We start from the raw sequence: 21552 nt of genomic DNA, 5'->3' as shown, positions 1-21552 counted from the left end.
TCCTTGTGAGACACAATGCGGCAGGGCCGCTCCTGGTTTCAGAAACCTGATGACAATCAGGCGTTGGCGCCGCCATCGATGGTCAGCGCCGCGCCGGTGACGAAGCGGCCCTCGGGGCTGGCGAGCCAGGCAACCAGGCTCGCTATCTCCTCGGCCTCGCCGAATCGCGGGGTCGCCATTTTCCGGCGCTGGTGCTCGGCATGCGGCCCGTCAGCAGGGTTCATGTCGGTGTCGGTCGATCCCGGATGAACGATGTTGGCGGTGATGCCGCGTGGGCCGAGGTCCCGTGCCAGAGCCTTGGTCAACCCGACCAGCGCCGCCTTGCTGGTCGAATAGGCGCTGAGGCCGGCGTCCGTCACGCGTTCGGCCAGGTTGCTGCCGATCGAGATGATGCGACCGCCTTCCGCCATGTGCCGGGCGGCCGCTTTCGAGGCAACGAAAGGCGCCCTCAGATTGACCTCCATGCTCTCGTCGAAATCGGCAAGCGACAGGCTATCGATCGGCGCGGCGCGCCAGATGCCGGCGCTGTTGACCAGGATATCGAGCCGGCCAAACGCATCGGTTGCCTGTTCGATGGCGCGCTCGATCGTTTCGGCGTCGCGGCCGTCCGCCTTGATGGCAAGAGCGCGACCGCCGGCCGCCTCGATCTCGTCGACGACGGCGCGGGCCTGCATCTCGCCATGGACATAGGTCAAGGCGACGCTTGCACCGTCGCGCGCCAATCTCCTGGCAATGGCCGCGCCTATGCCGCGGCTGCCGCCGGTCACGAAGGCGGCCTTGCCGCTCAGTGGCTTGGAAGGCATCGATTTCTCCTTTTTGTAATGATCGATACATAAATATCTGTCAGCCTTGCCCCGCCCCGTCAACTGAATTATGTATCGATCAACACAGAAAAGGATGCCACCCAGAAACACCATGCCGGAAAGAGGCCGCCCCCGTTCCTTCGATCGAACCGCAGCGCTGCGGCGAGCGATGGAGGTTTTTTGGGTCAAAGGCTATGAAGGCGCCTCGCTGAGCGACCTGACCACAGCCATGGGTATCAATTCGCCCAGCCTCTATGCCGCCTTTGGCAGCAAGGAAGCGCTCTTCCTCGAAGCAACCGACCTCTATACGCGCGTCGAGGGCTCCGATATCTGGACGACGCTGGAACAGGCGCCGACCGCGCGGCTGGCGATCGAAGGGTTCCTGACCCAGACAGCAAAGGCCTATTCCCAGGCCGATCGGCCGCAAGGCTGCCTGATCGCGCTCGGCGCCTTGCATCAGGATTCCAGCCAGGGTCTGATCTGTCATGATCTGCGCCGCCGCCGGGCCGAAAATCATATGGCGCTCAAAAGGCGCTTGGAACGCGCCGTCGCCGAAGGGGAACTGCCGGCGGATTTCGACGGCCAAACCGCCGCCACCTTCTTCGCCACAGTGCAGCACGGCATGTCGATCCAGGCGCGTGACGGCGCCACGCATGCTGCCCTCATGGCAACCGTTGCCGGCGCCATGGCGGCCTGGGCAACGCTGGCCGGCGCTTGGGCCTGAACCAAACATCAATCCGTGACAAACAGCGGTCTTTGTGATCGAAATTCCAGTGGCCTCGAGCACGGCCTGGAGGATGTGCAGTGAAGAAGGGATATCGCGAGCTTCTCGATGAGGCGAATGCCGAGATCGAGGTGGTATCGCCCGAGGAGGCGGCCGGGCTGCTGGAGGACGACGACACCATCTTCGTCGACCTGCGCGACCCTCGCGAAGTCGAGCGCGACGGCAAGATCCCCGGAGCAAAGCATGTGACGCGCGGCATGCTCGAATTCTGGATCGACCCCGAAAGCCCCTACCACAAGCCATTCTTCGCCTCGGGAAAGACCTTCGTCTTCTTCTGCGCCGGCGGCTGGCGCTCGGCACTCGCCACCAAGACGGCGCAGGACATGGGTCTTGCCCCGGTCAAGCACATCCTTGGCGGCTACACCGCCTGGAAGGCGGCGGGCCTGCCGGTCGAGCCCGGTCAGAAGAAGAAGGCTGACTGACCGCGTTTTTGCTCGCTATCCCGGGCCGAAGGCCGCAGCGCGCTTTCCCCCAACCATTCAGTGCAGCGTCGATTCGTGCTCCTCGGTGACGAAGCGGACGGCGCGCGCGACGACATCCTTGTCGGCAAGGATGCGGCGGTGGCCAAGCCCTTCGGCCCAATGCAGGCGGACATGATCGCCGGCTCCCGCATAGCGCTTGGCATGGTCGGCATGGACTTCGCGATCGTCGGGCGCGTGGATGATCAGCGTCGGCACCGGCGCCTCGGCAAGCTGGCGGTCGCCGGTGAATTCGCTGAGCGGCCGCCCAGACAGATGCTTCACCCGATCCGCCATGGCGATCCGGGAGCGCGGCCCGACATTCATCATGCGACTGAAGTCGTCGAAGATCGCCGGCATGGAACTTGGCGCCGCGATCAGCACCAGCTTTTCGGCCGAGAGCGGCGGCATGCCCTTGACCGACGCCGCAACGGCGTTGGCGGCGATCGCGCCGCCGAAAGAATGGCCGACCACGGCTGCAAAAGGACCGAACCATTCGCCTGCGGCTCGCGCCGCATCCACCGCGGTCACCATATTGAGATGCCTGCCGAGCGAATGGCCGTGCCCCGGCAGATCGAGCGAGACGACCTTGTAACCAGCCCCGCGAAATCCTTCGATCAGCGCGCGCATATATTCGGTGCGCGAGCGCCAGCCATGGATGACGAGCACTGTGCCATGAGAGCCCCTGCCCGGCTCGGGCCTGAACTCATGCACCGCAACGCAGTCCGTCCTCGTCTTCAGCCTGTGATGGCGCGCCTCGGCCATGAAACCGGCAGCGCGCTCCACGGCGCGGCGCTCGCCATCGCTCAAGGATTTGACGTTTGGCGTGCGACAGAACAATTCGAACGCTGCGCGGCCGCTGAGACGCGGGGCGACATGCTCGGCCGCACCGAAGACGCCCCGGATGACCTTCAATCCAAATGATGCCATAGTGGCGGTCCATCCATTCGTTCAAGCATGAACATAATAGTTCAAACATGAACATTAAGCAAGAGCTGCCCTGGGACAATCCGCGCTTTCGCAACTGGGTTGCGGTGGCGCGCGCCTGCCATGTGCTGGAGCGCACGCTGGCGACGAAGCTCGCGCCTCTCGACTTGAAGCCGGCGCAGCTCGACGTGCTGATGAACCTCTACCGCCACCCCGGCATGTCGCAGCACGACCTTGCCCGCAAGCTGCTGGTCGGCCGCTCGAATATCACCATGCTTTTGCCGCAGCTCGAGGCGCGCGGCCTGCTGCGTCGCGAGGGCGACGAGAAGGACAAGCGCGTGCTGCGGTTGAACCTCACCGAAGCCGGCGAAGCCCTGCTGATGCGGGCGCTGAAAGTGCATATGGCGCTGATCGAAAAGGCGATGAGCCAGTCGACGCCGGAACAGTGCGACATGATCGGCGAGCAGATGCGCAAGATCGCCGACGTGCTGAAGGAAGCCTGAGCCCCAGGCTTAGCAATCACCACATGGTTTTCTTGGCCCGCTCCGGCCACTCCTTGTCGTAGATCTCGCCGTCGATGGTCTTGCGGCTGGTGATCTCTAGGATCTGGCCGGGCGTTGGCAGCGACTTCGGGTCGACATGCTTTGCCGGATTCCACAGCTCCGAGCGCACGATGGCGCGGGCGCATTGGAAATAGACGGTGTCGACGGCGACGACGGTGACCGACCGCGCCGCCTTGCCGTCGACGGTGAAGGAAGCGCAAAGCTCGGCATCGGTGGTGATGTGGGCGCGGCCGTTGACGCGCAGCGTCGTGCCGGAGCCCGGCACCAGGAAAAGCAGCCCGACGCGCGGATCGCGAATGATGTTCTTCAGCGAATCGGCGCGGTTGTTGCCGCGCCTGTCGGGCATCATCAGCGTCTTTTCATCGATAAGGCGCACGAAGCCGGCGAGATCGCCGCGCGGCGAGCAGTCGAGCCCCTCCGGCCCGCTGGTCGCCAGCGCCACGAAGGGCGAGGCCTCGATGAAGGCGGCATATTCGGAGATCACATGGTCGAGTTCCTTGACGATCGAGGCCTCGCCAGGGAGGCCGTAAAGGGCTTCGAGCTGTTCGACCGATGTGACGAGCGACATCTTTTTTGCCTCCTGACCTTTTGCCGGCGCTACTCCATGTCCATGACGCTTTGACGACAGTCCGACACCGAAGTTGAACTTGCGGGCGTCAGGCTAGCGATCCCTGCTGAGCCCCTTCTCGGCCAACTCGGCGAGATAGGCGTTCCAGCGTTCCTCCTTCTCATGGCCGAGCGTGTGAAGGTAATTCCAGGTGAAGATGCCGGTGTCGTGGAAGTCGTCGAAGGTGATACGCACCGCGTAGTTGCCGACCGGCTCGATCTTGAGGATCGCGACATTGCGCTTGCCGGGCACCGTCACGCGCTGTTCGGGCGAATGGCCCTGCACCTCCGCCGAGGGCGAAGCCACGCGTAAAAACTCCGCCGGCAACTCGAACGGCTGGTGATCCGGGAAAGTCACGGTGAGCAGCTTGCGGTCTTTCGAGACCCTCAGTTCCTTCGGCGCCGTCATGTTTGGTCCTGCGTGAATGGATCCCTTCCCTACGCCGCTTCGCGCGATGCGGAAAGGTCATGGAAGCCAGCCGACATGCGATGTCGGTCAGGGACTGTTACCAAAGATCAAGACCTTCTATCTTGAATGCCGGGCCGGATCGTATCACATAGCCATATATAACGAGCCCGTTTACGGCCACGGAAGCGCTTGAACATGAACATGATCGACCCATTCGGTCGCACGATCACCTACCTTCGCGTGTCGGTCACCGACCGCTGCGACTTCCGCTGCACCTATTGCATGGCCGAGGACATGACCTTCCTGCCGAAGAGGGACCTGTTGTCGCTCGAGGAGCTCGATCGGCTCAGCACAGTCTTCATCGAAAAGGGCGTGAGGAAGCTCAGGCTGACCGGTGGCGAGCCGCTGGTGCGCAAGAACATCATGCATCTGGTGCGCCAGTTGTCGCGGCATCTCGAGAGCGGCGCCCTGGAAGAGCTGACGCTCACCACCAACGGCTCGCAGCTCTCGCGCTTTGCCGCCGAGCTCGCCGATTGCGGAGTGAAGCGCATCAACGTCTCGCTCGACACGTTGGATGCCGGTAAATTCCGCCAGATCACCCGCTGGGGCAATCTCGGCAAGGTCATGGAAGGCATCGACGCCGCGCAGGCCGCGGGCCTGAAGGTCAAGCTCAACGCCGTGGCGCTGCGCGACTTCAACGACGCCGAAATCCCCGAGATGCTGCGCTGGGCGCATGGCCGCGGCATGGACCTCACCGTGATCGAGACCATGCCGATGGGCGAGATCGACGCCGACCGCACCGACCAGTACCTGCCGCTGTCGCTGCTGCGCGCCTCGCTTGAGCGCCACTTCACGCTGACCGACATCCCCTATAAGACCGGCGGCCCTGCCCGCTACGTCCAGGTCGCGGAGACCGGCGGCCGGCTCGGTTTCATCACGCCGATGACGCATAATTTCTGCGAAAGCTGCAACCGCGTCCGGCTGACCTGCACCGGCACGCTCTATATGTGCCTCGGCCAGGAGGACGCCGCCGACCTCAGGGCGCCGTTGCGTGCGTCCGAAGGCAACGAATTCGTCGGCGAGGCCATAGACGAGGCGATCGGGCGCAAGCCGAAGGGCCATGATTTCATCATCGACCGCCGCACCAGCCGCCCCTCGGTATCGCGCCATATGAGCGTCACCGGCGGCTGATTTTTTCGGAAATTGGTGCAGGATCACCCTCGGTCACTGACCTTGGGGGCACCATGAAGCGTTTTCATCTCATCCAGGGCACGCCTCTGGCGATCGCTTTGTCGTGCTTGTTGGCGGTCGCCGCCACAACGGCGGCCGCGAGGCCATTCACCTACGTCAATGCGCGTTTCGGAATCGCCTGCACCTTTCCCGACGAGGTATTCAGCATCACCGAAGCCGAGCCGGACAACGGCGACGGGCAGCAATGGACCGCGCCCGACGGCGCAAGCCTGACCTGCTCCGGCATCTACAACGTCGACAACGACACGCCGAAGGCTTCGTCGCCGGCGAAAAGGCAAACATCGGACCGGGCTACAAGATCACCTACAGCAAGACCGGCAAGAACTGGGCCGTGCTCTCCGGCGTCAAGGGCGACAGGGTCTTCTACGAGCGGCGCCTGTTCGGAAAGGACGATGTCATCCGCACCGTGTGGATCGAATATCCCTCCTCGCTCAAGGCGAAATATGACCCCCTGATCGTGGCCATCGCTGCCAGCCTGCGCGGTCCTTGAGGCGTACGCGACACCCCTGCAAATAACCCTTCGCACGGGCTTCCACGGCGATTTACCGCGGCAGTGTTCGGGCCTAGCCTCCAGAAGCGACTTTTCGCATCCAGGGGGAATTCTCATGCGCACATTCATGCTTTCGCTTGCAATGCTCGGACTTGCTTCCGCACCGGCCGCCGCCCAGTCGATCGGCGGCACCTACACTGTCGCCGGCACCAATTTCGACGGCTCCAAATATGGCGGCGAGGCGACCATCACGCTGACCAGCGACACCACCTGCACCATCCATTGGGAAACCGGCGGCTCGTCCTCCGACGGCATCTGCATGCGCAACGACAACGCCTTTTCCGCCGGCTATGTGATGGGCAAGGAAATCGGCCTCGTCGTCTACAAGGTCGATAAGGACGGCTCGCTGCACGGGCTGTGGACCATCGCCGGCCAGAACGGCAACGGCACCGAAGTGCTGACGCCCAAGTAAGCGTTCGACGCATTTGCAAATCGATCGTCCGGGCCGCGGAGAAATTCGTGGCCCATTTCTTTGCCGTTGCTGTTTTCCAGTTGCCTGCTACAGGCTTGACCCAAAAATAGAATCTGGAAACGCCCTTGCCTCTCTCGCCCAATCTTCGCGGCGCGCTTTTCATGGTGGTGGCCATGATCGGCTTCACCCTCAACGACGCCATCACCAAATTCTCGTCGGAATCGATGAACATGGCGCAGGTCATGCTGGTGCGCGGCGCTTTCGCATCGCTCTTCGTCGGCCTGCTTGCCTGGCGGCGCGGCGCGCTGGCCAATCCGGCAGCGATGCTGCAGCCGATGGTGGCGATGCGCGTCGCCGGCGAGGCGGGCGCCACGGTGTCGTTCCTGATCGCCCTTGCCCATCTGCCGATCGCCAATGTCTCGGCCGTGCTGCAGGCGCTGCCGCTTGCGGTGACGATGGGCGCGGCACTTTTCTTCGGTGAAGGCGTCGGCTGGCGGCGTTGGTTGGCCATTGCCGTTGGCTTTGCCGGCGTTCTGATCATCGTGCGGCCGGGTTTCGAAGGTTTTAGCGTCTATTCGCTGCTGGCGCTGACAAGCGTTGCCTGTTGCGCCGTGCGCGACCTCGCCACCAAGCGCATACCGCAGGCGATCCCGACCATGCTGGTGTCGACGGCGACGGCGCTGGCCATGACTGTGCTGGGCGCGCTGCTGCTGTCGCCGATGGGCGGCTGGACGCCGATGAGCGGCAAGGCGACCGTGCTGCTGGCGCTGGCGGCGGTGCTGGTGCTCATCGGCTATCAGTTCATCATCATGGCGATGCGTTCGGGCGACATCTCCTTCATCGCGCCGTTCCGCTATACGGCGCTGCTGTGGTCGATCCTGCTCGGCCTCGTCATCTTCGGCGACGTTCCCGATCTGCCGATGATCGTGGGCGCCACGATCATCATCGGCTCCGGCCTCTATGCGCTCTACCGCGAGCGCGTCGTCGGCAGGCTGCAACCCGCCGCCGAAAGCGCTGGACCGGACATGGCGCCGGACGGCATATAGGGCCGATGGACCGGAGCGTAGCGGGCATCATCCTGGCAGGCGGCCAGTCGCGCCGGATGGGCGGCGGCGACAAGCCCCTGCTTTCGCTGGGCAAAGCCAGGCTGATCGACCATATCGCCGCGCGCCTCGAACCGCAGGTCGGCACGCTGGCGCTCAATGCCAATGGCGATCCCGCGCGGTTTGCCGGCACGAACCTTCCTGTGCTTGCTGACACGATGCCCGGCTATGCCGGCCCGCTGGCCGGCATTCTGACCGGCCTCGAATGGGCGGCAACGAACACGGCTTGCCGGTCACTGGTGAGCGCGGCCGGCGACACGCCGTTCTTCCCCGGCGATCTTGTCGAACGATTGAACGCTGCTGCCCAAGAACGGCCGGGCGCGATCGCCGCCGCCAGTTCCGATGGCCGATTGCACCCCACTTTCGCGCTGTGGCCCCTTGGCCTGCGCGATGCACTGCGCCATTTCCTGGTCGACGAAGACAACCGCCGGGTTTCGGCCTTCATGGAGCGGCACGGTTTTATTCAGGTGGAGTTTCCGATGATCGAAGCCGAAGGCCGGCGGATCGACCCGTTCTTCAACATCAACACGCCGGACGATCTTGCGGAGGCGAAACGTCTGTTGCAAAGCCTCCAGCCATGAGACGCGTATTCGGCATCACCGGCTGGAAGAATTCCGGCAAGACGACACTGACCGAGAAGCTGGTCGCCGAACTGGTCCGGCGCGGCTGGACGGTCTCGACGGTGAAGCATGCCCATCACGACTTCGACATCGACAAGCCGGGAGCGGACTCCTTTCGCCATCGCCAGGCCGGCGCCACGGAGGTCGCGGTCGTCTCCGGCCGGCGCTGGGCGCTGATGCACGAGCTGCGCAATGAGGACGAACCCTCGCTGGACGACATCCTGTCGCGTCTGGCGCCCTCCGACATCGTGCTCGTCGAAGGCTACAAGCGCGAGGCACACAAGAAGATCGAGGCGCGACGCCTGGAAGCCAAGGACCGGACGCCGCTTTCGGCCAACGATCCGAACATCGTCGCTGTCGCCGCCGACTTTTCAGTCGAAGGCGAGAGCCTGCCGGTTTTCGACCTCGATGATACGAAATCGATAGCCGACTTCATCGAGCGCGCGATCGGCCTCGTTGCTCCCGGCAAGTAACGCAGCGGCAGTCGGCGATTGTCGTTTGCTGTTGTTTTGCGGTTGCTTTTTTCTTCGAAAGAGTGGGAGTATCCCGCGCAGCGGGCGGACAAGTAGCTCCGTCCTCAAGAGCCGCATGGGACAGCGGCCATGACAATATGAGAGGATTATCATGCGTATTGCACTGCGTATCGCGCTCGCCGCTTCGGCCGCGCTGCTGACACTTGGCGTCGCCCAGGCTCAGGAAAAGACCCTGAGGATCGGCACCGAAGGCGCGTATCCGCCCTTCAACAACCTGACCTCGGACGGCCAACTGGTCGGCTTCGACATCGACATCGCCAAGGCTCTTTGCGACGAAATGAAGGTGAAGTGCACCTTCGTCGCGCAGGACTGGGACGGCATCATCCCGGCTCTCCAGGCCGGCAAGTTCGACGCCATCGTCGCCTCGATGTCGATCACGCCCGAGCGCCAGGAAAAGGTCGACTTCACCCACAAATACTACAACACCCCCTCGGCGATCGCCGTGCCGAAGGATTCGCCGCTCAAGGGCGTGACCAAAGAAGACCTCGCCGGCAAGAATATCGGCGTCGCCACCACGACGACGCATTTCAACTATGCCTCCAAGACCTATACCGACAGCACCATCAAAGGCTATCCGAGCAGCCCCGAGGAGCAGGCCGATCTCGCCAACGGCCGTCTCGACGCCATCGAGGACGACATCGTCGTGCTGCAGCAGTGGCTGGATTCGCCTGACGGCGCCTGCTGCAAGATCCTCGGCCAGCCTTCGCCGCAGCCGGTCGAAATCTTCGGACCGGGCGCCGGCATTGCCGTGCGCAAGGGCGAGACTGATCTTGTCAACAAGCTGAATGCCGCGATCGACGCCATCCGCGCCAACGGAAAGTACAAGGAAATCAACGACAAGTACTTCAAGTTCGACGTCTACGGCGCCGAGTCCTGATCATTGCGCTCGGGGCGGTGAGGACGACCTCACCGCCCTTCTTTCGTTCCGGGATCGCCACGGAGACACGCCCCGCCAATGCCGGCCCAAAGCATTTGGACACTTCTCAGTTGGGGGCCCGATGGCTGGAGTGACGATATCGCCTCTGGCGTGCTGGTCACGATTGCGCTGGCGCTCGCCACGCTCCCCATCGGCCTGGTGATCGGCTTTTTCGTCGCCTTCGCCAAACAGTCGCAAGAACCGTCGCTGCGGCTCGCGGCCAATATCTACACGACGGTCTTTCGCGGCCTGCCCGAACTGGTGACGCTGTTCCTGTTCTTCTTCGGCATGCCGCTGCTGCTGCAATATGTCGTCCGGCTGTTCAATCCGGATGCCACGATCGACGTGAACAGCTTCATTGCCGGCATGATCGTGCTCTCGCTGATCTTCTCGTCCTACGCCAGCGAGGTTTTTCTTTCCGCCTTTCGCGCCATTCCCAAGGGCCAGTATGAGGGCGGCTTCGCCATTGGCCTTTCGAAATGGCAGACGATGCGCCTGGTGATCCTGCCGCAGTTGCTGCGTATCGCTTTTCCGGGCCTCGAGAATTGCTGGCTGAGCCTGCTCAAGGACACTTCGCTGGTCTCGGTCGTCAACCTCGCCGAAACCTTGCGCAATGCCGGCGTCGCGGCGCGCGTCACCAAGCATTCGTTCCTTTTCTACAGCGTCGCGGCGCTGGTCTTCCTTGTGCTGGCCATCCTGTCATCGATCGCCACAGGCTACATCCTGCGCTCCCTCGGGCGGAGAGAGGCACGATGAGCGTCAGCCAGGCTATTGCCGTCGACAGGCCGCCGCCCGAGGCTCGCGGCTGGCCGCGCGCCCGCATCATAGGCTATGTGCTGGTCGGCGTGTGGATCCTCTTCGGCCTCGGCATCGTGGCCTATCTGGTCCATGCCTGGCAGGGCGGCACATTCTTTGACAGATACGCGCCAGCCTATCTGAGGGGACTTGGCACCACTTTGGCGCTGGTGGGCATCTCGATGGTGACCGGTGCGATCCTCTCGCTCCCCGTTGCCTATGGCCGCATGTCGAAGAACCGGATCCTGTCCGGATTTGCCTATTGCTACGTCTATTTCTTCCGCGGCACGCCGCTGCTCGTGCAGACCTATCTGGTCTATTACGGCATCGGCTCGTTCAGGCCGGAACTGCAATCCGTCGGTCTCTGGTGGTTCTTCCGCGAAGCTTTCTATTGCGGGGTGTTTGCCTTCTCGCTCAACACCGCCGCCTACCAGGCCGAAATCCTGCGCGGCGCCATCGAGAGCGTGCCCCGGGGCCAATGGGAGGGTGCCGCCTCGCTCGGGCTGCATAAGCTTCAGACGCTGCGCAAGGTAATCCTGCCCCAGGCGATCATCGTCGCGCTACGGCCCTACGGCAACGAGCTCGTTTTGATGATCAAGGCCTCGGCCATCGTTGCCATCATCACCGTCTACGACCTGATGGGCAATGCCAAGCTCGCCTACGCCAACTCCTTCGACATCCAAGCCTATATCTGGGTAGCGATCGTCTATCTGGTGATGGTCGAGATCCTGCGCCACGGCGTCGAATGGATCGAGCGCCGGATCACCATTCACCTCAAGCGATAGAGCGCCGCGTTCCAGGCTGTACCAGTCGATGTGGCCCTCCGTGCCTTGACGAATTTTTCGCATGGCCTAGACCTTCCGGCACTGAAATCTCTCTTTTGTTGGAAGGCAGGCTAATGGCATCGGTTGCATTTCTCGGTCTTGGCGTCATGGGCTATCCGATGGCCGGCCACCTCAGGAACAAGGGCGGCCACGACGTCACCGTCTACAACCGTACAACGGCCAAGGCCGAGCAGTGGGTCGCCCAACATGGCGGCAGGCTGGCACTGACGCCGGCCGAAGCGGCCGAAGGCAAAGATTTTGTGTTCTCCTGCGTCGGCAATGACGACGACCTGCGCTCGGTGACGACCGGCGCCAAGGGCGCCTTCGCAGCGATGAAGAAAGGCTCCGTCTTCATCGACAATACCACCGCCTCGGCCGAAGTCGCGCGAGAATTGGCCGACGCCGCTGAAAAGGTCGGCTTTTCCTTCCTCGACGCGCCGGTATCGGGCGGCCAGGCAGGCGCCGAGAACGGCGTGCTGACCGTCATGGTCGGCGGCGAGCAGGCAGCCTTCGACAAGGCAAGGCCGATCATCGACGCCTTTGCCCGCATGGTCGGGCTGATGGGGTCGGCGGGCGCCGGCCAGCTCACCAAGATGATCAACCAGATCGCCATTGCCGGCCTCGTCCAGGGGCTGGCCGAAGGCATCCATTTCGGCAAGAAGTCCGGGCTCGACATCGAGAAGGTCATCGAGGTGATCTCCAAGGGCGCCGCCGGCTCCTGGCAGATGGAAAACCGCCACAAGACGATGAACGCCGGAAAATATGATTTCGGCTTTGCCGTCGACTGGATGCGCAAGGATCTCGGCATCTGCCTCGCCGAGGCCAACCGCAATGGCGCCAGGCTGCCGGTGACGGCGCTGGTCGACCAGTTCTACAAGGATGTGCAGGCGATGGGCGGGCGGCGCTGGGACACGTCCTCGCTGCTGGCGCGCCTGGAAAAATAGACAGCGATGGCCCCGCCCGATCCGAGCTGGAGCGCCGACGACATCGTCGCTCATTTGCGCTCGATCGGCACCGAGGAGAACCGCGCCGGCATGGCGCGGTTCGGCATCAATACCGCGGCCGCGCTCGGCGTCGGCAATTCCGATCTGCGGCCGCTGGCAAGCAAGCTGAAGAAGAACCACGAGAGGTCGCTGCTTCTCTGGGATACCGGCATCCGCGAGGCGCGATTGATGGCCGCCTTCACCGGCGAGGCGAAGAAGGTCGATGTCGGCCAGTGCCGGCGCTGGGCCGCCGGTTTCGACAGCTGGGAAATCGTCGACACCGTTGCCGACCTGTTCGCCGAAACGCCGTTCTGGCGCGAGCTGATCGAGGAATTCGCCGAGGACGAACGCGAGTTCGTGCGCCGCACCGCCTTTGCCATGCTGGCCTGGGGCGCGGTGCATCTGAAGAAGGAGCCGGATGCGACCTTCCTTGCCTATCTGCCGCTGATCGAGAAGCATGCGGGCGACCCGCGCAACTTCGTCCGCAAGGCGGTCAACTGGGCGCTGCGGCAGATCGGCAAGCGGTCGATGGCACTGCACGCCCCTGCCCTTGCGCTGGCCGAGAAACTGGCGGCATCGTCCGACAAGACGGCGCGCTGGATCGGCAAGGACGCTGTCAAGGAACTGACGGATGCCAAACAGCTCGAACGGCTCGCTGCCGGAAAGGCTTGATCTCGGCCATATCCGCTTCATCGAGGTGACGCGGCAAACGCGCGGTCGTTTCGAAGACCTGTTCGAGCAGCCCGGCGCGCCGAAATATTGCTGGTGCATGGCCTGGCGCCATTCCAGCCGTGAGCACATTGAGAACGACGAGAAGAAGCGCATGATGATGGCGCTGATCGACGCCGGCACTCCCGTCGGCATCGTCGCCGAGCTCGACAGCAAGATGGTCGGCTGGTGTTCGGTCGCGCCGCGCGAAACCTATCGAAAACTCTCAAAGCAGCAGGACGACAGCGAAACAGGCGTCTGGTCGATTGTTTGCTTCTACGTCCCAAGGGCCTTGCGCGGTGGCGGCCTCGCTTCCGCTTTGCTGGATGCCGCGATCGAGCACGCTTTCGCCAAAGGCGCTTCTACCATTGAGGCCTATCCGGTCGACGAGGCCGCACCGAGCTATCGCTTCATGGGTTTTCGCGACATGTTCGTCGCACGGGGTTTTCATGAGGTAGGCACAGCCGGCGCACGGCGGCATGTGATGCGGGTGGACCGTTGATCTGAAACAGTCACAACGCTCTTACTCGATTCCGGAGATCAACTGACGGAGGATGGCACGACTATGAGCAAGCATTTCAAAACACGCGCGATGCTGGTGGCGTTAGCGCTCGCGCTCGCCACCACCGGAACCAATGCCGCGGCCGATATCGCGCATATCTTCTGGAAGGATCTGCGCCCGGCGACGCAGGCAGTCGCCGCGGATGCCAACCTGCCGATGATAGCGGCAAAACTGCCCGATCACGGCGAGACGCTGTCGCTCGATCTGCAGGACAAGACCATTCAGTTATCCGGCTATGCATTGCCGGTCGATCGCGACGGCGATCTCGTCTACCAGTTCCTGCTGGTGCCGTGGACGGGCGCCTGCAGCCACATGCCGACGCCGCCGCCCAACCAGATCGTGCTGGTGACGCCGGCGCATCCGTACAAAATGTCGGAGGCCTATCAGCCGGTCTCCGTCACCGGCGTGCTGAAGCCCGGCATGGAGAAGAGCCAGCTCTTCATCCTCGACGGCGTCTTGATCGTCCAGTCGGGTTATACCGTGCGCAAGGCGGAGGTGGCGAGCGTCGATACGGTGCCGGACGCGGTCACGTTGCCGGTCAACTCGCCGTGGAATTTCCTCAACAAAAAGAAGAACTAAATCTCGCCGCTTCGCGTATAGTGGAAAGCGGCGAGCGCTAGATGATCAGGCCGCGTTGGCGCCCGATTCCTTGTCGAGCACCATGTAGTCGAGTGGGATCTCGGTCGTGTATTTGATCTGCTCCATCGCGAAGGACGACGACACGTCGCGGATCTCGATCTTAGCGATCAGCCGCTTGTAGAAGGCGTCGTAAGCGGCAATGTCGGGCACCACGACGCGCAGCAGATAGTCGACATCGCCGCTCATGCGGTAGAACTCGACCACTTCCGGGAATTCCTGGATGACCTCGGAGAAGCGCCGCAGCCATTCATGGCTGTGCGAATTGGTGCGGATCGACACGAAAACGGTGACGCGAACATTGACCTTTTCGTGGTCGAGAATGGCCACGCGCCGCTGGATGACGCCCTCTTCCTCGAGCTTCTGGATACGCCGCCAGCACGGCGTGGTCGACAGGCCGACTTTCTTGGCGACATCGGCGACCGCAAGTGTCGCATCCTCCTGCAGGAGGCGGAGAATTTTTCGGTCAAGGCGGTCCATTGGGAGAACTCCAGGGGAATAGTTTCGCTATATTCCCTTTTATCCGGGCCTTCCACAAGAAAGAAATTCTGCCAATGGCGGCAAAAGCGAGTGATATCTTGCCGAATGCCTATCCGATGCGATAGCGGATTTGCGACCGCAGGAAAGGCAGCAAATCCATTTCAAACCAGGGATTCTGCTTCAACCAGCCGGTGTTTCGCCATGACGGATGTGGCAGCGGCAGCACTTTCCGGGCGGGCGACTGGTCCCAAATGGTGCGCCAGTTTTTGACCGTTTCCGTCAGCGATGGCCCACGGGCCGAGCCCATGTGCCAGGATTGCGCATAACCGCCGATCGTCAGCACCAGATCGATCTGCGGCATCAGCGCCATCAACGCAGCGCGCCAGGCCGGCGCGCATTCGCGGCGCGGCGGCAGGTCGGCGCCCTTGGCATCCTGACCCGGGAAGCAAAAACCCATCGGCACGATGGCGAATTTTTTCGTGTCGTAGAACTCTTCGCTGCTGACACCGAGCCAGCTTCTGAGGCGATCCCCGGAAGCATCGGTGAAAGGCATGCCCGATATGTGGACCTTGGTGCCCGGCGCCTGGCTGGCGAGCAGGATGCGCGCGCTCGACGATGGCCTCAGCACCGGACGCGGCTCATGCGGCAACGGTCGGCCGCGCGGCTGCTCGACGCAGATGCGGCAGGCCCGCACCCTGGTGGTGAGGCTTTCCAGCGCTTGGGTCATGCTCGGCAAGTCGTCCAAATGGGGCCTCAGGCAGCGGCGCTTGGCCGGCTGGAGAGCGCCGCGTGCCAGCGCAGCACATTCGCGCATTCCTCAGGCACCTTGATACGGGCCGGCTTCATGAAATCGATGGCGATCAGCCCGGTAATGTCGGCTACAGAATAGGCTTCACCTGCGGCGAATTCCCGGTCCGCCAACTCGCGGTCGAGGAGATGCAGGAACTCGATGACCTTGGGCTTGTTGGCCTCGCCCCATTCCGGGATCTGGGGCACCTCCCAGTCCTTCATCGCCGGATGGATGTGCCGGAAGGCGGCGGCGACGCTGGTCATGAGGTTTAACTCCAGGCGCCTTTGCCACATCTCCACCTTGGCCTTGCCGAGCGCGCCCTTTCCGAACAAAGCGGGCTCCGGATGCAACTCCTCGAAATAGCGGCAAATGGCGATGGATTCGGTGATGATGGTACCGTCGTCCAATTCCAGCACCGGCAGCCGCCGCAGTGGATTGCGCGACGCCACCGGCTCCTCGCGATGCTCCAGCGCGCCCATGTCGACAGGCACCAGCGGAACCGTCAGCCCCTTTTCCGCCAGGAAAACCCGAACCCGCCTGGGGTTCGGAGCGCGGCCGCCATCGAACAACTTCATTCCATTCTCCGATCTTTCACCCTGATCATAGGGCATGATCCCGAAAAGTGTGCGGCGGTTTTCGGGAAAGATCATGCCCAACAAGAAGGGCGCACTTCAATGCATGTCGCCCAAAAGTGCGCAGCGGTTTTGGGAGAACGACATGCATCAAAACAAAGATGCATGTCGCCCAAAAGTGCGCAGCGGTTTTGGGGAGACGACATGCATCGAACAGAGCATCGCCAGAAGCGGCATCACCAGAAGCGAACAAGCTCGCGCAGCGCGTCGCCAAGCGAAGCCAACGTGCCATGCTTCCTTTCGGTCGGTTGGTCGTGATGGCTGTCGCGCCAGTCCTGCGGCTCTTCGAAGGAGCCGGCCCAAATGCCGACCTTGGCGACCCGCGCCGTCGCCTCCTCGGTTTCGAAGTCGCCGAAGGCGACGGCCCATCCAGCCTGCACTTGAGCACGGTTGAGTTGGGTGTCGCCTGCCTTGCAGTCACCGAGCAGCCGGCCGTAGCGGTCGCGCTGCCAGCCGCTGCAGGACACCGGCCTGTTGGCGATCAGCCGCACCAGCGACTGCCGCGCAAGCCTGCCGCAAGGGTAGTCGGCGCCCTCCTTGCGGCACGTCTGTGTGTATTCCGGAGCGTCGATGCCGCGCATGCGGATGCGCTCGGTACCCAGCGTGAGCGAATCGCCGTCATTGACGATGGCCGTGCCTTGCTCCTTGCGCGTCTCGAAACGGTCGAGCCGCGCCGCCACCAGGATGAACAGGCCAAGCACAATCGCGGTCAGCCCATAATCCAGCAGCCTGCGCCAAAGGCTGCGCGGAGGCCGCGGAGCATATCGCCGGCGCGGTCCTCGCGACCAGGAACGGCTCATATGGCAAACAGTCTCTTAATCATTCGAACGTAGCTTAACGAACTGAAAATCGCTGCGCGCAGAAATTGAACTTCGCATGCCTTTGCTACGCTCGGACACAGCGGACAAATTCATAGTGGACCGCAGGAGACCGCATCGCAACAGCGATGTGGCGCGCGCGGTGCGCAGGACGCGTGACCGCCTTTCGCAGCAGGCCGGCAGCCTCGACTTCGACCGCGAACTGCTGAAGCTGCACGCGCGCGCCATGGTGGTCAGCGCGGCGGCGATACCACTGCTGGTGCTTACCGTGGCGGCGATCGGCCGCCTTTCCGGTGTTGGTAATCAGGTTGCCATCTGGGCTCTCTTCACGCTGCTTTGCTACACCATCGTCGCCTTCATGGCGCGGCGCGTCGAGCGGACGGAAGCAGCCGAACTCGACCCGGTGCAAACGCGCCGCGACTTCCTGATCGGCCACTCGCTGTGCGGCCTCGGCTGGGCCTGGTTCGCCTGGCTCGGCTGCGACACGTGCCAGGTCGACCAGTTCCACGTCGTCAAGGCGATGGTGCTTCTGGTTGCCATGGCGACGACCGCGGTCATGGCGTCATCGCTGGGCGGCGCCCTGCTCGCGACCTTCGCCGTTCCTGTCGCCGTCTATGTCTATGCGGTCCTGCGCCTATCGATGCCGATCGAAGGGATCATGGCGGCGCTCCTGGTCGCCGCCCTGCCTTTCTTCGGCTATGTCGCGCGCCATCTCAACCAGGCCTCGTGGATGGTGCTCTCTTTCCGCTCGGAAAAGGACGCGCTGATCGCCGAGGTGGAGACGGCGAAATCGATGTCCGACGAGGCGCGGCGGCGCGCCGAGGACGCCAATCTGGCGAAGTCGCGCTTTCTCGCCTCGATGAGCCATGAGCTCCGAACGCCGCTCAACGCCATCCTTGGTTTCTCCGAAGTGATGGCCAACGAGGTGCTCGGGCCGATGAACAACCCGACCTATCGCGACTACGCGCACGACGTGCACGAATCCGGTCAGCACCTGCTCGACTTGATCAACGAGATCCTCGACCTGTCGCGCATCGAGGCTGGCCGCTACCAGCTCAACGAGGAGCCGGTGGTGCTGGTGACGATCGTCGAGGACTGCTGTCACATGATGGAGCTCAGGGCCCGCAATAAGGACATCCGCGTTATCCAGGAATTCGAGACGACCTTGCCGCGTCTGTTCGGCGACGAGCGGGCCATCCGGCAGATCACGCTCAACCTATTGTCCAATGCGATCAAGTTCACCGCGTCGGGAGGCGAAGTCCGCGTGCGCGTCGGCTGGACAGCGGGCGGCGGTCAGTACATCTCGGTCAAGGATAACGGCCCGGGCATCCCGGACGAGGAAATCCCGGTGGTGCTTTCCGCCTTCGGCCAGGGCTCGATCGCCATCAAGAGCGCCGAACAGGGAACCGGCCTCGGTCTGCCGATCGTGCAGGGGCTGCTCGACATGCATGGCGGCGAATTCGAGCTTCACTCCAAGCTGCGCGAAGGCACGGAGGCCATCGCCATTTTCCCGCTGAGCCGGGTGATGGAGGAATTGCCGGCCCTGCCGACCAAGGCGGTTGCGGCGCGCCGGCGCTAAAGCATGTCTCCCGAAAATGGGGACCGGTTTCGGGACAAAGACATGGGTAAAATCAAGAACCTAAAGCGCGCGGAGCGAATCTGAAAGATCGCAACGCGCCTTAGTTGCGAACAACTACCGCCATGCCGGAACTGGTAAGCGCCGCGGCCTTCACAAGACCTGCGGCAAGTCCAGCCCCCACCCCTTCGCCGTGACTGACGCCGAGATCAAGCAACGGCTCGAGCCCAAGCCGTTCGGCGATCTTGGCATGGCCGGGCTCCGGCGACAGGCTGGCGAGCAGGCAATGGTCGAGCGCACCGGGATTGGCCCTGTGCAGAACCGAGGCGGCGGCCGTCGAGACGAACCCGTCAAGCAACACCGGGATCTTCTGCATGCGGGCTGCCAGAATGGCGCCGCAGATCGCCGCGAGCTCGCGGCCGCCGACCCGGCGCAACGCTTCGAGCGGATCGTCAAGGCTGGAGCCGTGGAGGGCCAGTGCCCGGTCGACCGCGTCGGCCTTGCGCGCCACCATCGCCGCATCCGCGCCCGATCCCGGCCCGACCCAGTCGGCGCCCTTGCCGCCGAACAGCGCCGCGCACAAGGCGGCCGCAATCGTGGAATTGCCGACGCCGAGGTCGCCCAGGCAAAGAAGGTCGGCACCGCCGGCGACGGCTTCCATACCGAAGGCCATGGTGGCGGCGCAGCCGCGTTCGTCGAGCGCCGCTTCTTCGGTGATGTCCCCGGTCGGAATGTCGAGGGCCAGATCGAAGACTTTCAGGCCGAGATCATTGGCGATGCAGACCTGGTTGATTGCCGCACCGCCGGCAGCGCAGAGTTCAACGGCGTTGGCGGTCGCCGAAACGGGCCGCGGCGAGATCGCATGCCGGACAGCGCCGTGATTGCCGGCAAAGATCGCCACAAGAGGCCGGTTTATGGCCGGCGGCGCACGCCCGCTCCAGGCGGCCAGCCAGATCGCGATATCCTCGATGCGCCCAAGCGAGGCCTTTGGCTTGTCGGTCTTGGCGAACAGCGTGCGGATACGGGTTTCGGCGGCGACGTCCGCCGTCGGCAGCGTCGCGAGCAGGGTGCGGAAATCATCGAAAGGCTTGGCGGTCATATCGGTCTCATTGCAGGAACAGGCAGCGGCATAGCCGCCTTCGCTGCCCGGCACAACCGCCCGGCAATGCCGCGAAAGCACCGGTGGGCGGCGCATTGCGGAGGGCTTGCATTGGCTTTGTGGTTGCACCATGTGGAGTGAAGGCAAGAGAACAGCATGACCGCCATCGAGTCTCCCTGCATACTCGTCTGCTCGATCGACATGAAAACCGGCTTCTGCTTCGGCTGCGGGCGCACGCGCGATGAGATCTCGAGCTGGCTCACGATGACGCCGGACGTCCGGCGGACGGTGATGGCCGAGTTGCCGGCGCGGCTGGAGACGGTCGAACGCCGCCCCCGCCGCGAGACGCGGCGCGCCCGCATGGCGCGCGAGCGTGGTATGTTGTGAGCAAGGATTGAGAAAGGGCCGGCCATGAACCGCCTGTTCTGGATCGTCATGCTGGTGATCGGCGCCGGCGTCATCCTGCTGATGATGAACGATTCCGCCGGCCGCACCTTCGGCATCGAGAACCATGATTTCAGCCGGCTGATCTGGGTTGGAGTCCTGGTGACGGTGATTGGCGCCAGCCTCGTTCGCTCGGGCCGGCCGCTCGGCGACATGGCGCGCAATATCGGCGTCTGGGCGGCAATCGTGCTGGCGCTGATTGCCGGCTACCAATACCGCTACGAGCTTCAAGACGTTGCGAGCCGCGTGACGGCCGGCCTTGTTCCGGGAAGCCCGCTGGCGCTGGGCGTTGACAATGGCCGCGCCACCGTCACGCTCGACAAGGCCGACAACGGCCATTTCGAAGCGCGAATCCTGGTCAACGGTACTCCGGTGCGGACGGTTGTCGACACCGGCGCGACCAGCACGGTGCTGACGGCGCAGGACGCCCAGGCGGCCGGCTTCAATCCGGCGGCGCTCAGCTACACCGTGGACGTTTCGACCGCCAACGGCATGGCGCGCGCGGCGACGGTCAGAACCGATGAAGTGGCGATCGGCGGCATCGTCCGCAAGGATATGCCGGTCATGGTGGCGGCGCCCGGCATGCTCGAGCAGAGCCTGCTCGGCATGAACTTTATCAGTTCGCTGTCGGGCTTCGACGTGCGCGGCGACCGCATGGTGCTGCGCGATTAGACCCTCAAGCCGGTTCGGCCACCGCCTTGCCGAGGCCGGCTTTATGGCTTTGCTTCAGGTGCATTATGCCGACCATTCCTGAGCCCAACTACACGAATTCGTGAACCGCGGCGATCTGAACCGCCGTAACCTCAGAAGGCGCCGCCGCGAACCTCCAGAAGAACCTGCCGCTTCCAGCATCGCCGGGGAGAAGGTTCGTCCAACAATGCCAATGGAGGATAGCATGTCAAACCGCCTGATTTCCGCTGCCGTCGCCAGCGCCTTTGCCGCAGCCATTGGCGCCGCCGCCATCGGCTCCGCATCGGCCGCTATGAGCGAGGCAGAAATGATGAAGATGCGGGAGATGACCAAAAAGGAGGTCGCTTCCGGCAAAATGGAGAAGTGCTTCGGCGTGGCGCTGAAGGGCCATAACGACTGCTATGCGGGCGCTGGAACCACCTGCGCGGGCACCTCCACCAAGAACTACCAAGGCAATGCCTTCAAGCTAGTGAAGAAGGGAACCTGCACCGCCATGACCACGCCCAATGGCCATGGCTCGCTGAAGCCGATCGGCTGATCTCCAGGAAACCCGGAGGATGGCGAGGCCATCCGCCTCCTG

At 63.3% G+C, this 21552-nt stretch carries 29 protein-coding genes; 20 read left to right on the top strand and 9 right to left on the bottom strand.

The annotated features are described in order from the left end of the window. Window positions 1-56 precede the first annotated feature (56 nt). Entirely contained in the window at window positions 57-803 is a 747-nt protein-coding gene (locus tag ABID26_RS10095; protein ID WP_126100351.1) for a 3-oxoacyl-ACP reductase family protein, read from the bottom strand. A 112-nt stretch (window positions 804-915) separates the two neighbouring features. Between ABID26_RS10095 and ABID26_RS10090 the strand changes: the two genes are divergently transcribed. Together ABID26_RS10090 and ABID26_RS10085 are read left to right on the top strand one after the other, a co-directional pair. Beyond that, the gene (locus ABID26_RS10090; RefSeq protein WP_292344192.1) at window positions 916-1527 is read left to right on the top strand and encodes a TetR/AcrR family transcriptional regulator; all 612 of its coding nucleotides are present in this window, start codon (window positions 916-918) and stop codon (window positions 1525-1527) included. A gap of 80 nt (window positions 1528-1607) precedes the next feature. After that, window positions 1608-2009: a rhodanese-like domain-containing protein gene (locus ABID26_RS10085; protein WP_059188597.1), complete on the top strand. Its 402-nt coding sequence runs from the start codon at window positions 1608-1610 to the stop codon at window positions 2007-2009. A 57-nt stretch (window positions 2010-2066) separates the two neighbouring features. Here the strand turns inward: ABID26_RS10085 and ABID26_RS10080 are convergent, their stop codons facing one another. Next, window positions 2067-2975, bottom strand: coding sequence for an alpha/beta hydrolase (locus tag ABID26_RS10080; RefSeq protein ID WP_292344193.1), 909 nt, complete (start codon window positions 2973-2975; stop codon window positions 2067-2069). A 47-nt stretch (window positions 2976-3022) separates the two neighbouring features. Here ABID26_RS10080 and ABID26_RS10075 point away from each other — a divergent pair, with 47 nt between their 5' ends. Then, window positions 3023-3475 carry a MarR family winged helix-turn-helix transcriptional regulator gene (locus ABID26_RS10075; RefSeq protein ID WP_126089229.1) on the top strand — a complete coding sequence of 151 codons (453 nt, stop codon included), beginning with the start codon at window positions 3023-3025 and terminating at the stop codon, window positions 3473-3475. 16 nt (window positions 3476-3491) lie between these two features. On the opposite strand, the gene ABID26_RS10070 is transcribed toward ABID26_RS10075, so the two are convergent. Both ABID26_RS10070 and ABID26_RS10065 read right to left on the bottom strand, forming a co-directional pair. Beyond that, entirely contained in the window at window positions 3492-4103 is a 612-nt protein-coding gene (locus ABID26_RS10070; protein WP_292344194.1) for a pyridoxamine 5'-phosphate oxidase family protein, read from the bottom strand. A 93-nt stretch (window positions 4104-4196) separates the two neighbouring features. Next, entirely contained in the window at window positions 4197-4550 is a 354-nt protein-coding gene (locus ABID26_RS10065; RefSeq protein WP_126100357.1) for a gamma-butyrobetaine hydroxylase family protein, read from the bottom strand. A gap of 195 nt (window positions 4551-4745) precedes the next feature. Here ABID26_RS10065 and moaA point away from each other — a divergent pair, with 195 nt between their 5' ends. From moaA to ABID26_RS10000, 13 genes are all read left to right on the top strand, one after another. Further along, a complete protein-coding gene (gene moaA / locus ABID26_RS10060) occupies window positions 4746-5741 on the top strand; it encodes a GTP 3',8-cyclase MoaA (RefSeq protein ID WP_292344195.1) in 996 nt (331 codons plus the stop codon). A 244-nt stretch (window positions 5742-5985) separates the two neighbouring features. Then, window positions 5986-6291, top strand: coding sequence for a hypothetical protein (locus ABID26_RS10055; protein ID WP_292344196.1), 306 nt, complete (start codon window positions 5986-5988; stop codon window positions 6289-6291). A 115-nt stretch (window positions 6292-6406) separates the two neighbouring features. Beyond that, on the top strand, window positions 6407-6763 hold the full coding sequence (locus ABID26_RS10050) for a hypothetical protein (protein ID WP_126100360.1): 357 nt from the start codon (window positions 6407-6409) through the stop codon (window positions 6761-6763). 125 nt (window positions 6764-6888) lie between these two features. Beyond that, on the top strand, window positions 6889-7809 hold the full coding sequence (locus tag ABID26_RS10045; protein ID WP_292338704.1) for a DMT family transporter: 921 nt from the start codon (window positions 6889-6891) through the stop codon (window positions 7807-7809). Window positions 7810-7814: 5 nt separating this feature from the next. After that, the gene (gene mobA, locus ABID26_RS10040; RefSeq protein ID WP_292344197.1) at window positions 7815-8447 is read left to right on the top strand and encodes a molybdenum cofactor guanylyltransferase MobA; all 633 of its coding nucleotides are present in this window, start codon (window positions 7815-7817) and stop codon (window positions 8445-8447) included. Next, complete coding sequence (gene mobB / locus ABID26_RS10035) at window positions 8444-8959, top strand: molybdopterin-guanine dinucleotide biosynthesis protein B (protein WP_292344198.1); 516 nt, start codon at window positions 8444-8446, stop codon at window positions 8957-8959. The genes mobA and mobB overlap by 4 nt, the downstream gene beginning before the upstream one ends. A gap of 151 nt (window positions 8960-9110) precedes the next feature. Continuing rightward, on the top strand, window positions 9111-9896 hold the full coding sequence (locus ABID26_RS10030) for an ABC transporter substrate-binding protein (RefSeq protein ID WP_126100364.1): 786 nt from the start codon (window positions 9111-9113) through the stop codon (window positions 9894-9896). A 78-nt stretch (window positions 9897-9974) separates the two neighbouring features. After that, complete coding sequence (locus ABID26_RS10025) at window positions 9975-10691, top strand: ABC transporter permease (protein WP_292338701.1); 717 nt, start codon at window positions 9975-9977, stop codon at window positions 10689-10691. Beyond that, a complete protein-coding gene (locus tag ABID26_RS10020; RefSeq protein WP_292344199.1) occupies window positions 10688-11515 on the top strand; it encodes an ABC transporter permease in 828 nt (275 codons plus the stop codon). The genes ABID26_RS10025 and ABID26_RS10020 overlap by 4 nt, the downstream gene beginning before the upstream one ends. A gap of 113 nt (window positions 11516-11628) precedes the next feature. Further along, on the top strand, window positions 11629-12498 hold the full coding sequence (locus ABID26_RS10015; RefSeq protein ID WP_292300418.1) for an NAD(P)-dependent oxidoreductase: 870 nt from the start codon (window positions 11629-11631) through the stop codon (window positions 12496-12498). Window positions 12499-12504: 6 nt separating this feature from the next. Further along, complete coding sequence (locus tag ABID26_RS10010; RefSeq protein WP_126100368.1) at window positions 12505-13209, top strand: DNA alkylation repair protein; 705 nt, start codon at window positions 12505-12507, stop codon at window positions 13207-13209. Next, window positions 13169-13747 carry a GNAT family N-acetyltransferase gene (locus tag ABID26_RS10005; RefSeq protein ID WP_292300416.1) on the top strand — a complete coding sequence of 193 codons (579 nt, stop codon included), beginning with the start codon at window positions 13169-13171 and terminating at the stop codon, window positions 13745-13747. The genes ABID26_RS10010 and ABID26_RS10005 overlap by 41 nt, the downstream gene beginning before the upstream one ends. 63 nt (window positions 13748-13810) lie before the next feature. Further along, window positions 13811-14386, top strand: a complete 576-nt coding sequence (locus ABID26_RS10000; RefSeq protein WP_292300413.1) for a DUF3299 domain-containing protein — start codon at window positions 13811-13813, stop codon at window positions 14384-14386. A gap of 45 nt (window positions 14387-14431) precedes the next feature. Here the strand turns inward: ABID26_RS10000 and ABID26_RS09995 are convergent, their stop codons facing one another. The 4 genes from ABID26_RS09995 to ABID26_RS09980 all read right to left on the bottom strand — a co-directional run bounded on the left by ABID26_RS09995 (window position 14432) and on the right by ABID26_RS09980 (window position 17145). Continuing rightward, complete coding sequence (locus ABID26_RS09995) at window positions 14432-14923, bottom strand: Lrp/AsnC family transcriptional regulator (protein ID WP_126100371.1); 492 nt, start codon at window positions 14921-14923, stop codon at window positions 14432-14434. Window positions 14924-15032: 109 nt separating this feature from the next. Continuing rightward, on the bottom strand, window positions 15033-15737 hold the full coding sequence (locus ABID26_RS09990; protein WP_126100372.1) for a uracil-DNA glycosylase family protein: 705 nt from the start codon (window positions 15735-15737) through the stop codon (window positions 15033-15035). Continuing rightward, window positions 15677-16288, bottom strand: a complete 612-nt coding sequence (locus ABID26_RS09985) for a glutathione S-transferase (RefSeq protein ID WP_292300410.1) — start codon at window positions 16286-16288, stop codon at window positions 15677-15679. Before ABID26_RS09985 ends, ABID26_RS09990 begins: the two co-directional genes overlap by 61 nt. Window positions 16289-16521: 233 nt before the next feature. Further along, window positions 16522-17145 carry a thermonuclease family protein gene (locus tag ABID26_RS09980; protein WP_126100374.1) on the bottom strand — a complete coding sequence of 208 codons (624 nt, stop codon included), beginning with the start codon at window positions 17143-17145 and terminating at the stop codon, window positions 16522-16524. A gap of 76 nt (window positions 17146-17221) precedes the next feature. Between ABID26_RS09980 and ABID26_RS09975 the strand changes: the two genes are divergently transcribed. Then, window positions 17222-18742 (top strand): sensor histidine kinase, encoded by a 1521-nt coding sequence (locus ABID26_RS09975; protein ID WP_292300404.1) that lies wholly within the window; start codon window positions 17222-17224, stop codon window positions 18740-18742. Between the two features lie 100 nt (window positions 18743-18842). Here ABID26_RS09975 and ABID26_RS09970 read toward each other — a convergent pair whose 3' ends face one another. Continuing rightward, the gene (locus ABID26_RS09970) at window positions 18843-19838 is read right to left on the bottom strand and encodes a nicotinate-nucleotide--dimethylbenzimidazole phosphoribosyltransferase (RefSeq protein WP_292374542.1); all 996 of its coding nucleotides are present in this window, start codon (window positions 19836-19838) and stop codon (window positions 18843-18845) included. A 156-nt stretch (window positions 19839-19994) separates the two neighbouring features. Between ABID26_RS09970 and ABID26_RS09965 the strand changes: the two genes are divergently transcribed. The 3 genes from ABID26_RS09965 (at window position 19995) to ABID26_RS09955 (ending at window position 21510) form a co-directional block, all read left to right on the top strand. Continuing rightward, complete coding sequence (locus tag ABID26_RS09965) at window positions 19995-20225, top strand: DUF1289 domain-containing protein (RefSeq protein ID WP_292299432.1); 231 nt, start codon at window positions 19995-19997, stop codon at window positions 20223-20225. Between the two features lie 24 nt (window positions 20226-20249). After that, a complete protein-coding gene (locus tag ABID26_RS09960) occupies window positions 20250-20954 on the top strand; it encodes a TIGR02281 family clan AA aspartic protease (RefSeq protein ID WP_292299431.1) in 705 nt (234 codons plus the stop codon). A gap of 223 nt (window positions 20955-21177) precedes the next feature. Continuing rightward, window positions 21178-21510 carry a BufA1 family periplasmic bufferin-type metallophore gene (locus ABID26_RS09955; RefSeq protein WP_126102718.1) on the top strand — a complete coding sequence of 111 codons (333 nt, stop codon included), beginning with the start codon at window positions 21178-21180 and terminating at the stop codon, window positions 21508-21510. The last annotated feature ends 42 nt before the right edge of the window (window positions 21511-21552 follow it).

Origin of the sequence: Mesorhizobium shonense (assembly GCF_040545255.1) — a bacterium.
GTDB classification, from domain to species: Bacteria; Pseudomonadota; Alphaproteobacteria; order Rhizobiales; family Rhizobiaceae; genus Mesorhizobium; species Mesorhizobium shonense.
This window is presented reverse-complemented; position numbering and strand designations above follow the sequence as displayed.

Coding starts and splice junctions, on each gene's coding strand:
- ABID26_RS10095 (WP_126100351.1), bottom strand. CDS start 803: ATGCCTTCCAAGCCACTGAGCGGCAAGGCCGCCTTCGTGACCGGCGGC.
- ABID26_RS10090 (WP_292344192.1), top strand. CDS start 916: ATGCCGGAAAGAGGCCGCCCCCGTTCCTTCGATCGAACCGCAGCGCTG.
- ABID26_RS10080 (WP_292344193.1), bottom strand. CDS start 2,975: ATGGCATCATTTGGATTGAAGGTCATCCGGGGCGTCTTCGGTGCGGCC.
- ABID26_RS10075 (WP_126089229.1), top strand. CDS start 3,023: ATGAACATTAAGCAAGAGCTGCCCTGGGACAATCCGCGCTTTCGCAAC.
- ABID26_RS10070 (WP_292344194.1), bottom strand. CDS start 4,103: ATGTCGCTCGTCACATCGGTCGAACAGCTCGAAGCCCTTTACGGCCTC.
- ABID26_RS10065 (WP_126100357.1), bottom strand. CDS start 4,550: ATGACGGCGCCGAAGGAACTGAGGGTCTCGAAAGACCGCAAGCTGCTC.
- moaA (WP_292344195.1), top strand. CDS start 4,746: ATGAACATGATCGACCCATTCGGTCGCACGATCACCTACCTTCGCGTG.
- ABID26_RS10055 (WP_292344196.1), top strand. CDS start 5,986: ATGGACCGCGCCCGACGGCGCAAGCCTGACCTGCTCCGGCATCTACAA.
- ABID26_RS10050 (WP_126100360.1), top strand. CDS start 6,407: ATGCGCACATTCATGCTTTCGCTTGCAATGCTCGGACTTGCTTCCGCA.
- mobA (WP_292344197.1), top strand. CDS start 7,815: ATGGACCGGAGCGTAGCGGGCATCATCCTGGCAGGCGGCCAGTCGCGC.
- mobB (WP_292344198.1), top strand. CDS start 8,444: ATGAGACGCGTATTCGGCATCACCGGCTGGAAGAATTCCGGCAAGACG.
- ABID26_RS10030 (WP_126100364.1), top strand. CDS start 9,111: ATGCGTATTGCACTGCGTATCGCGCTCGCCGCTTCGGCCGCGCTGCTG.
- ABID26_RS10025 (WP_292338701.1), top strand. CDS start 9,975: ATGCCGGCCCAAAGCATTTGGACACTTCTCAGTTGGGGGCCCGATGGC.
- ABID26_RS10020 (WP_292344199.1), top strand. CDS start 10,688: ATGAGCGTCAGCCAGGCTATTGCCGTCGACAGGCCGCCGCCCGAGGCT.
- ABID26_RS10015 (WP_292300418.1), top strand. CDS start 11,629: ATGGCATCGGTTGCATTTCTCGGTCTTGGCGTCATGGGCTATCCGATG.
- ABID26_RS10010 (WP_126100368.1), top strand. CDS start 12,505: ATGGCCCCGCCCGATCCGAGCTGGAGCGCCGACGACATCGTCGCTCAT.
- ABID26_RS10005 (WP_292300416.1), top strand. CDS start 13,169: ATGCCAAACAGCTCGAACGGCTCGCTGCCGGAAAGGCTTGATCTCGGC.
- ABID26_RS10000 (WP_292300413.1), top strand. CDS start 13,811: ATGAGCAAGCATTTCAAAACACGCGCGATGCTGGTGGCGTTAGCGCTC.
- ABID26_RS09995 (WP_126100371.1), bottom strand. CDS start 14,923: ATGGACCGCCTTGACCGAAAAATTCTCCGCCTCCTGCAGGAGGATGCG.
- ABID26_RS09990 (WP_126100372.1), bottom strand. CDS start 15,737: ATGCGCGAATGTGCTGCGCTGGCACGCGGCGCTCTCCAGCCGGCCAAG.
- ABID26_RS09985 (WP_292300410.1), bottom strand. CDS start 16,288: ATGAAGTTGTTCGATGGCGGCCGCGCTCCGAACCCCAGGCGGGTTCGG.
- ABID26_RS09980 (WP_126100374.1), bottom strand. CDS start 17,145: ATGAGCCGTTCCTGGTCGCGAGGACCGCGCCGGCGATATGCTCCGCGG.
- ABID26_RS09975 (WP_292300404.1), top strand. CDS start 17,222: ATGCCTTTGCTACGCTCGGACACAGCGGACAAATTCATAGTGGACCGC.
- ABID26_RS09970 (WP_292374542.1), bottom strand. CDS start 19,838: ATGACCGCCAAGCCTTTCGATGATTTCCGCACCCTGCTCGCGACGCTG.
- ABID26_RS09965 (WP_292299432.1), top strand. CDS start 19,995: ATGACCGCCATCGAGTCTCCCTGCATACTCGTCTGCTCGATCGACATG.
- ABID26_RS09960 (WP_292299431.1), top strand. CDS start 20,250: ATGAACCGCCTGTTCTGGATCGTCATGCTGGTGATCGGCGCCGGCGTC.
- ABID26_RS09955 (WP_126102718.1), top strand. CDS start 21,178: ATGTCAAACCGCCTGATTTCCGCTGCCGTCGCCAGCGCCTTTGCCGCA.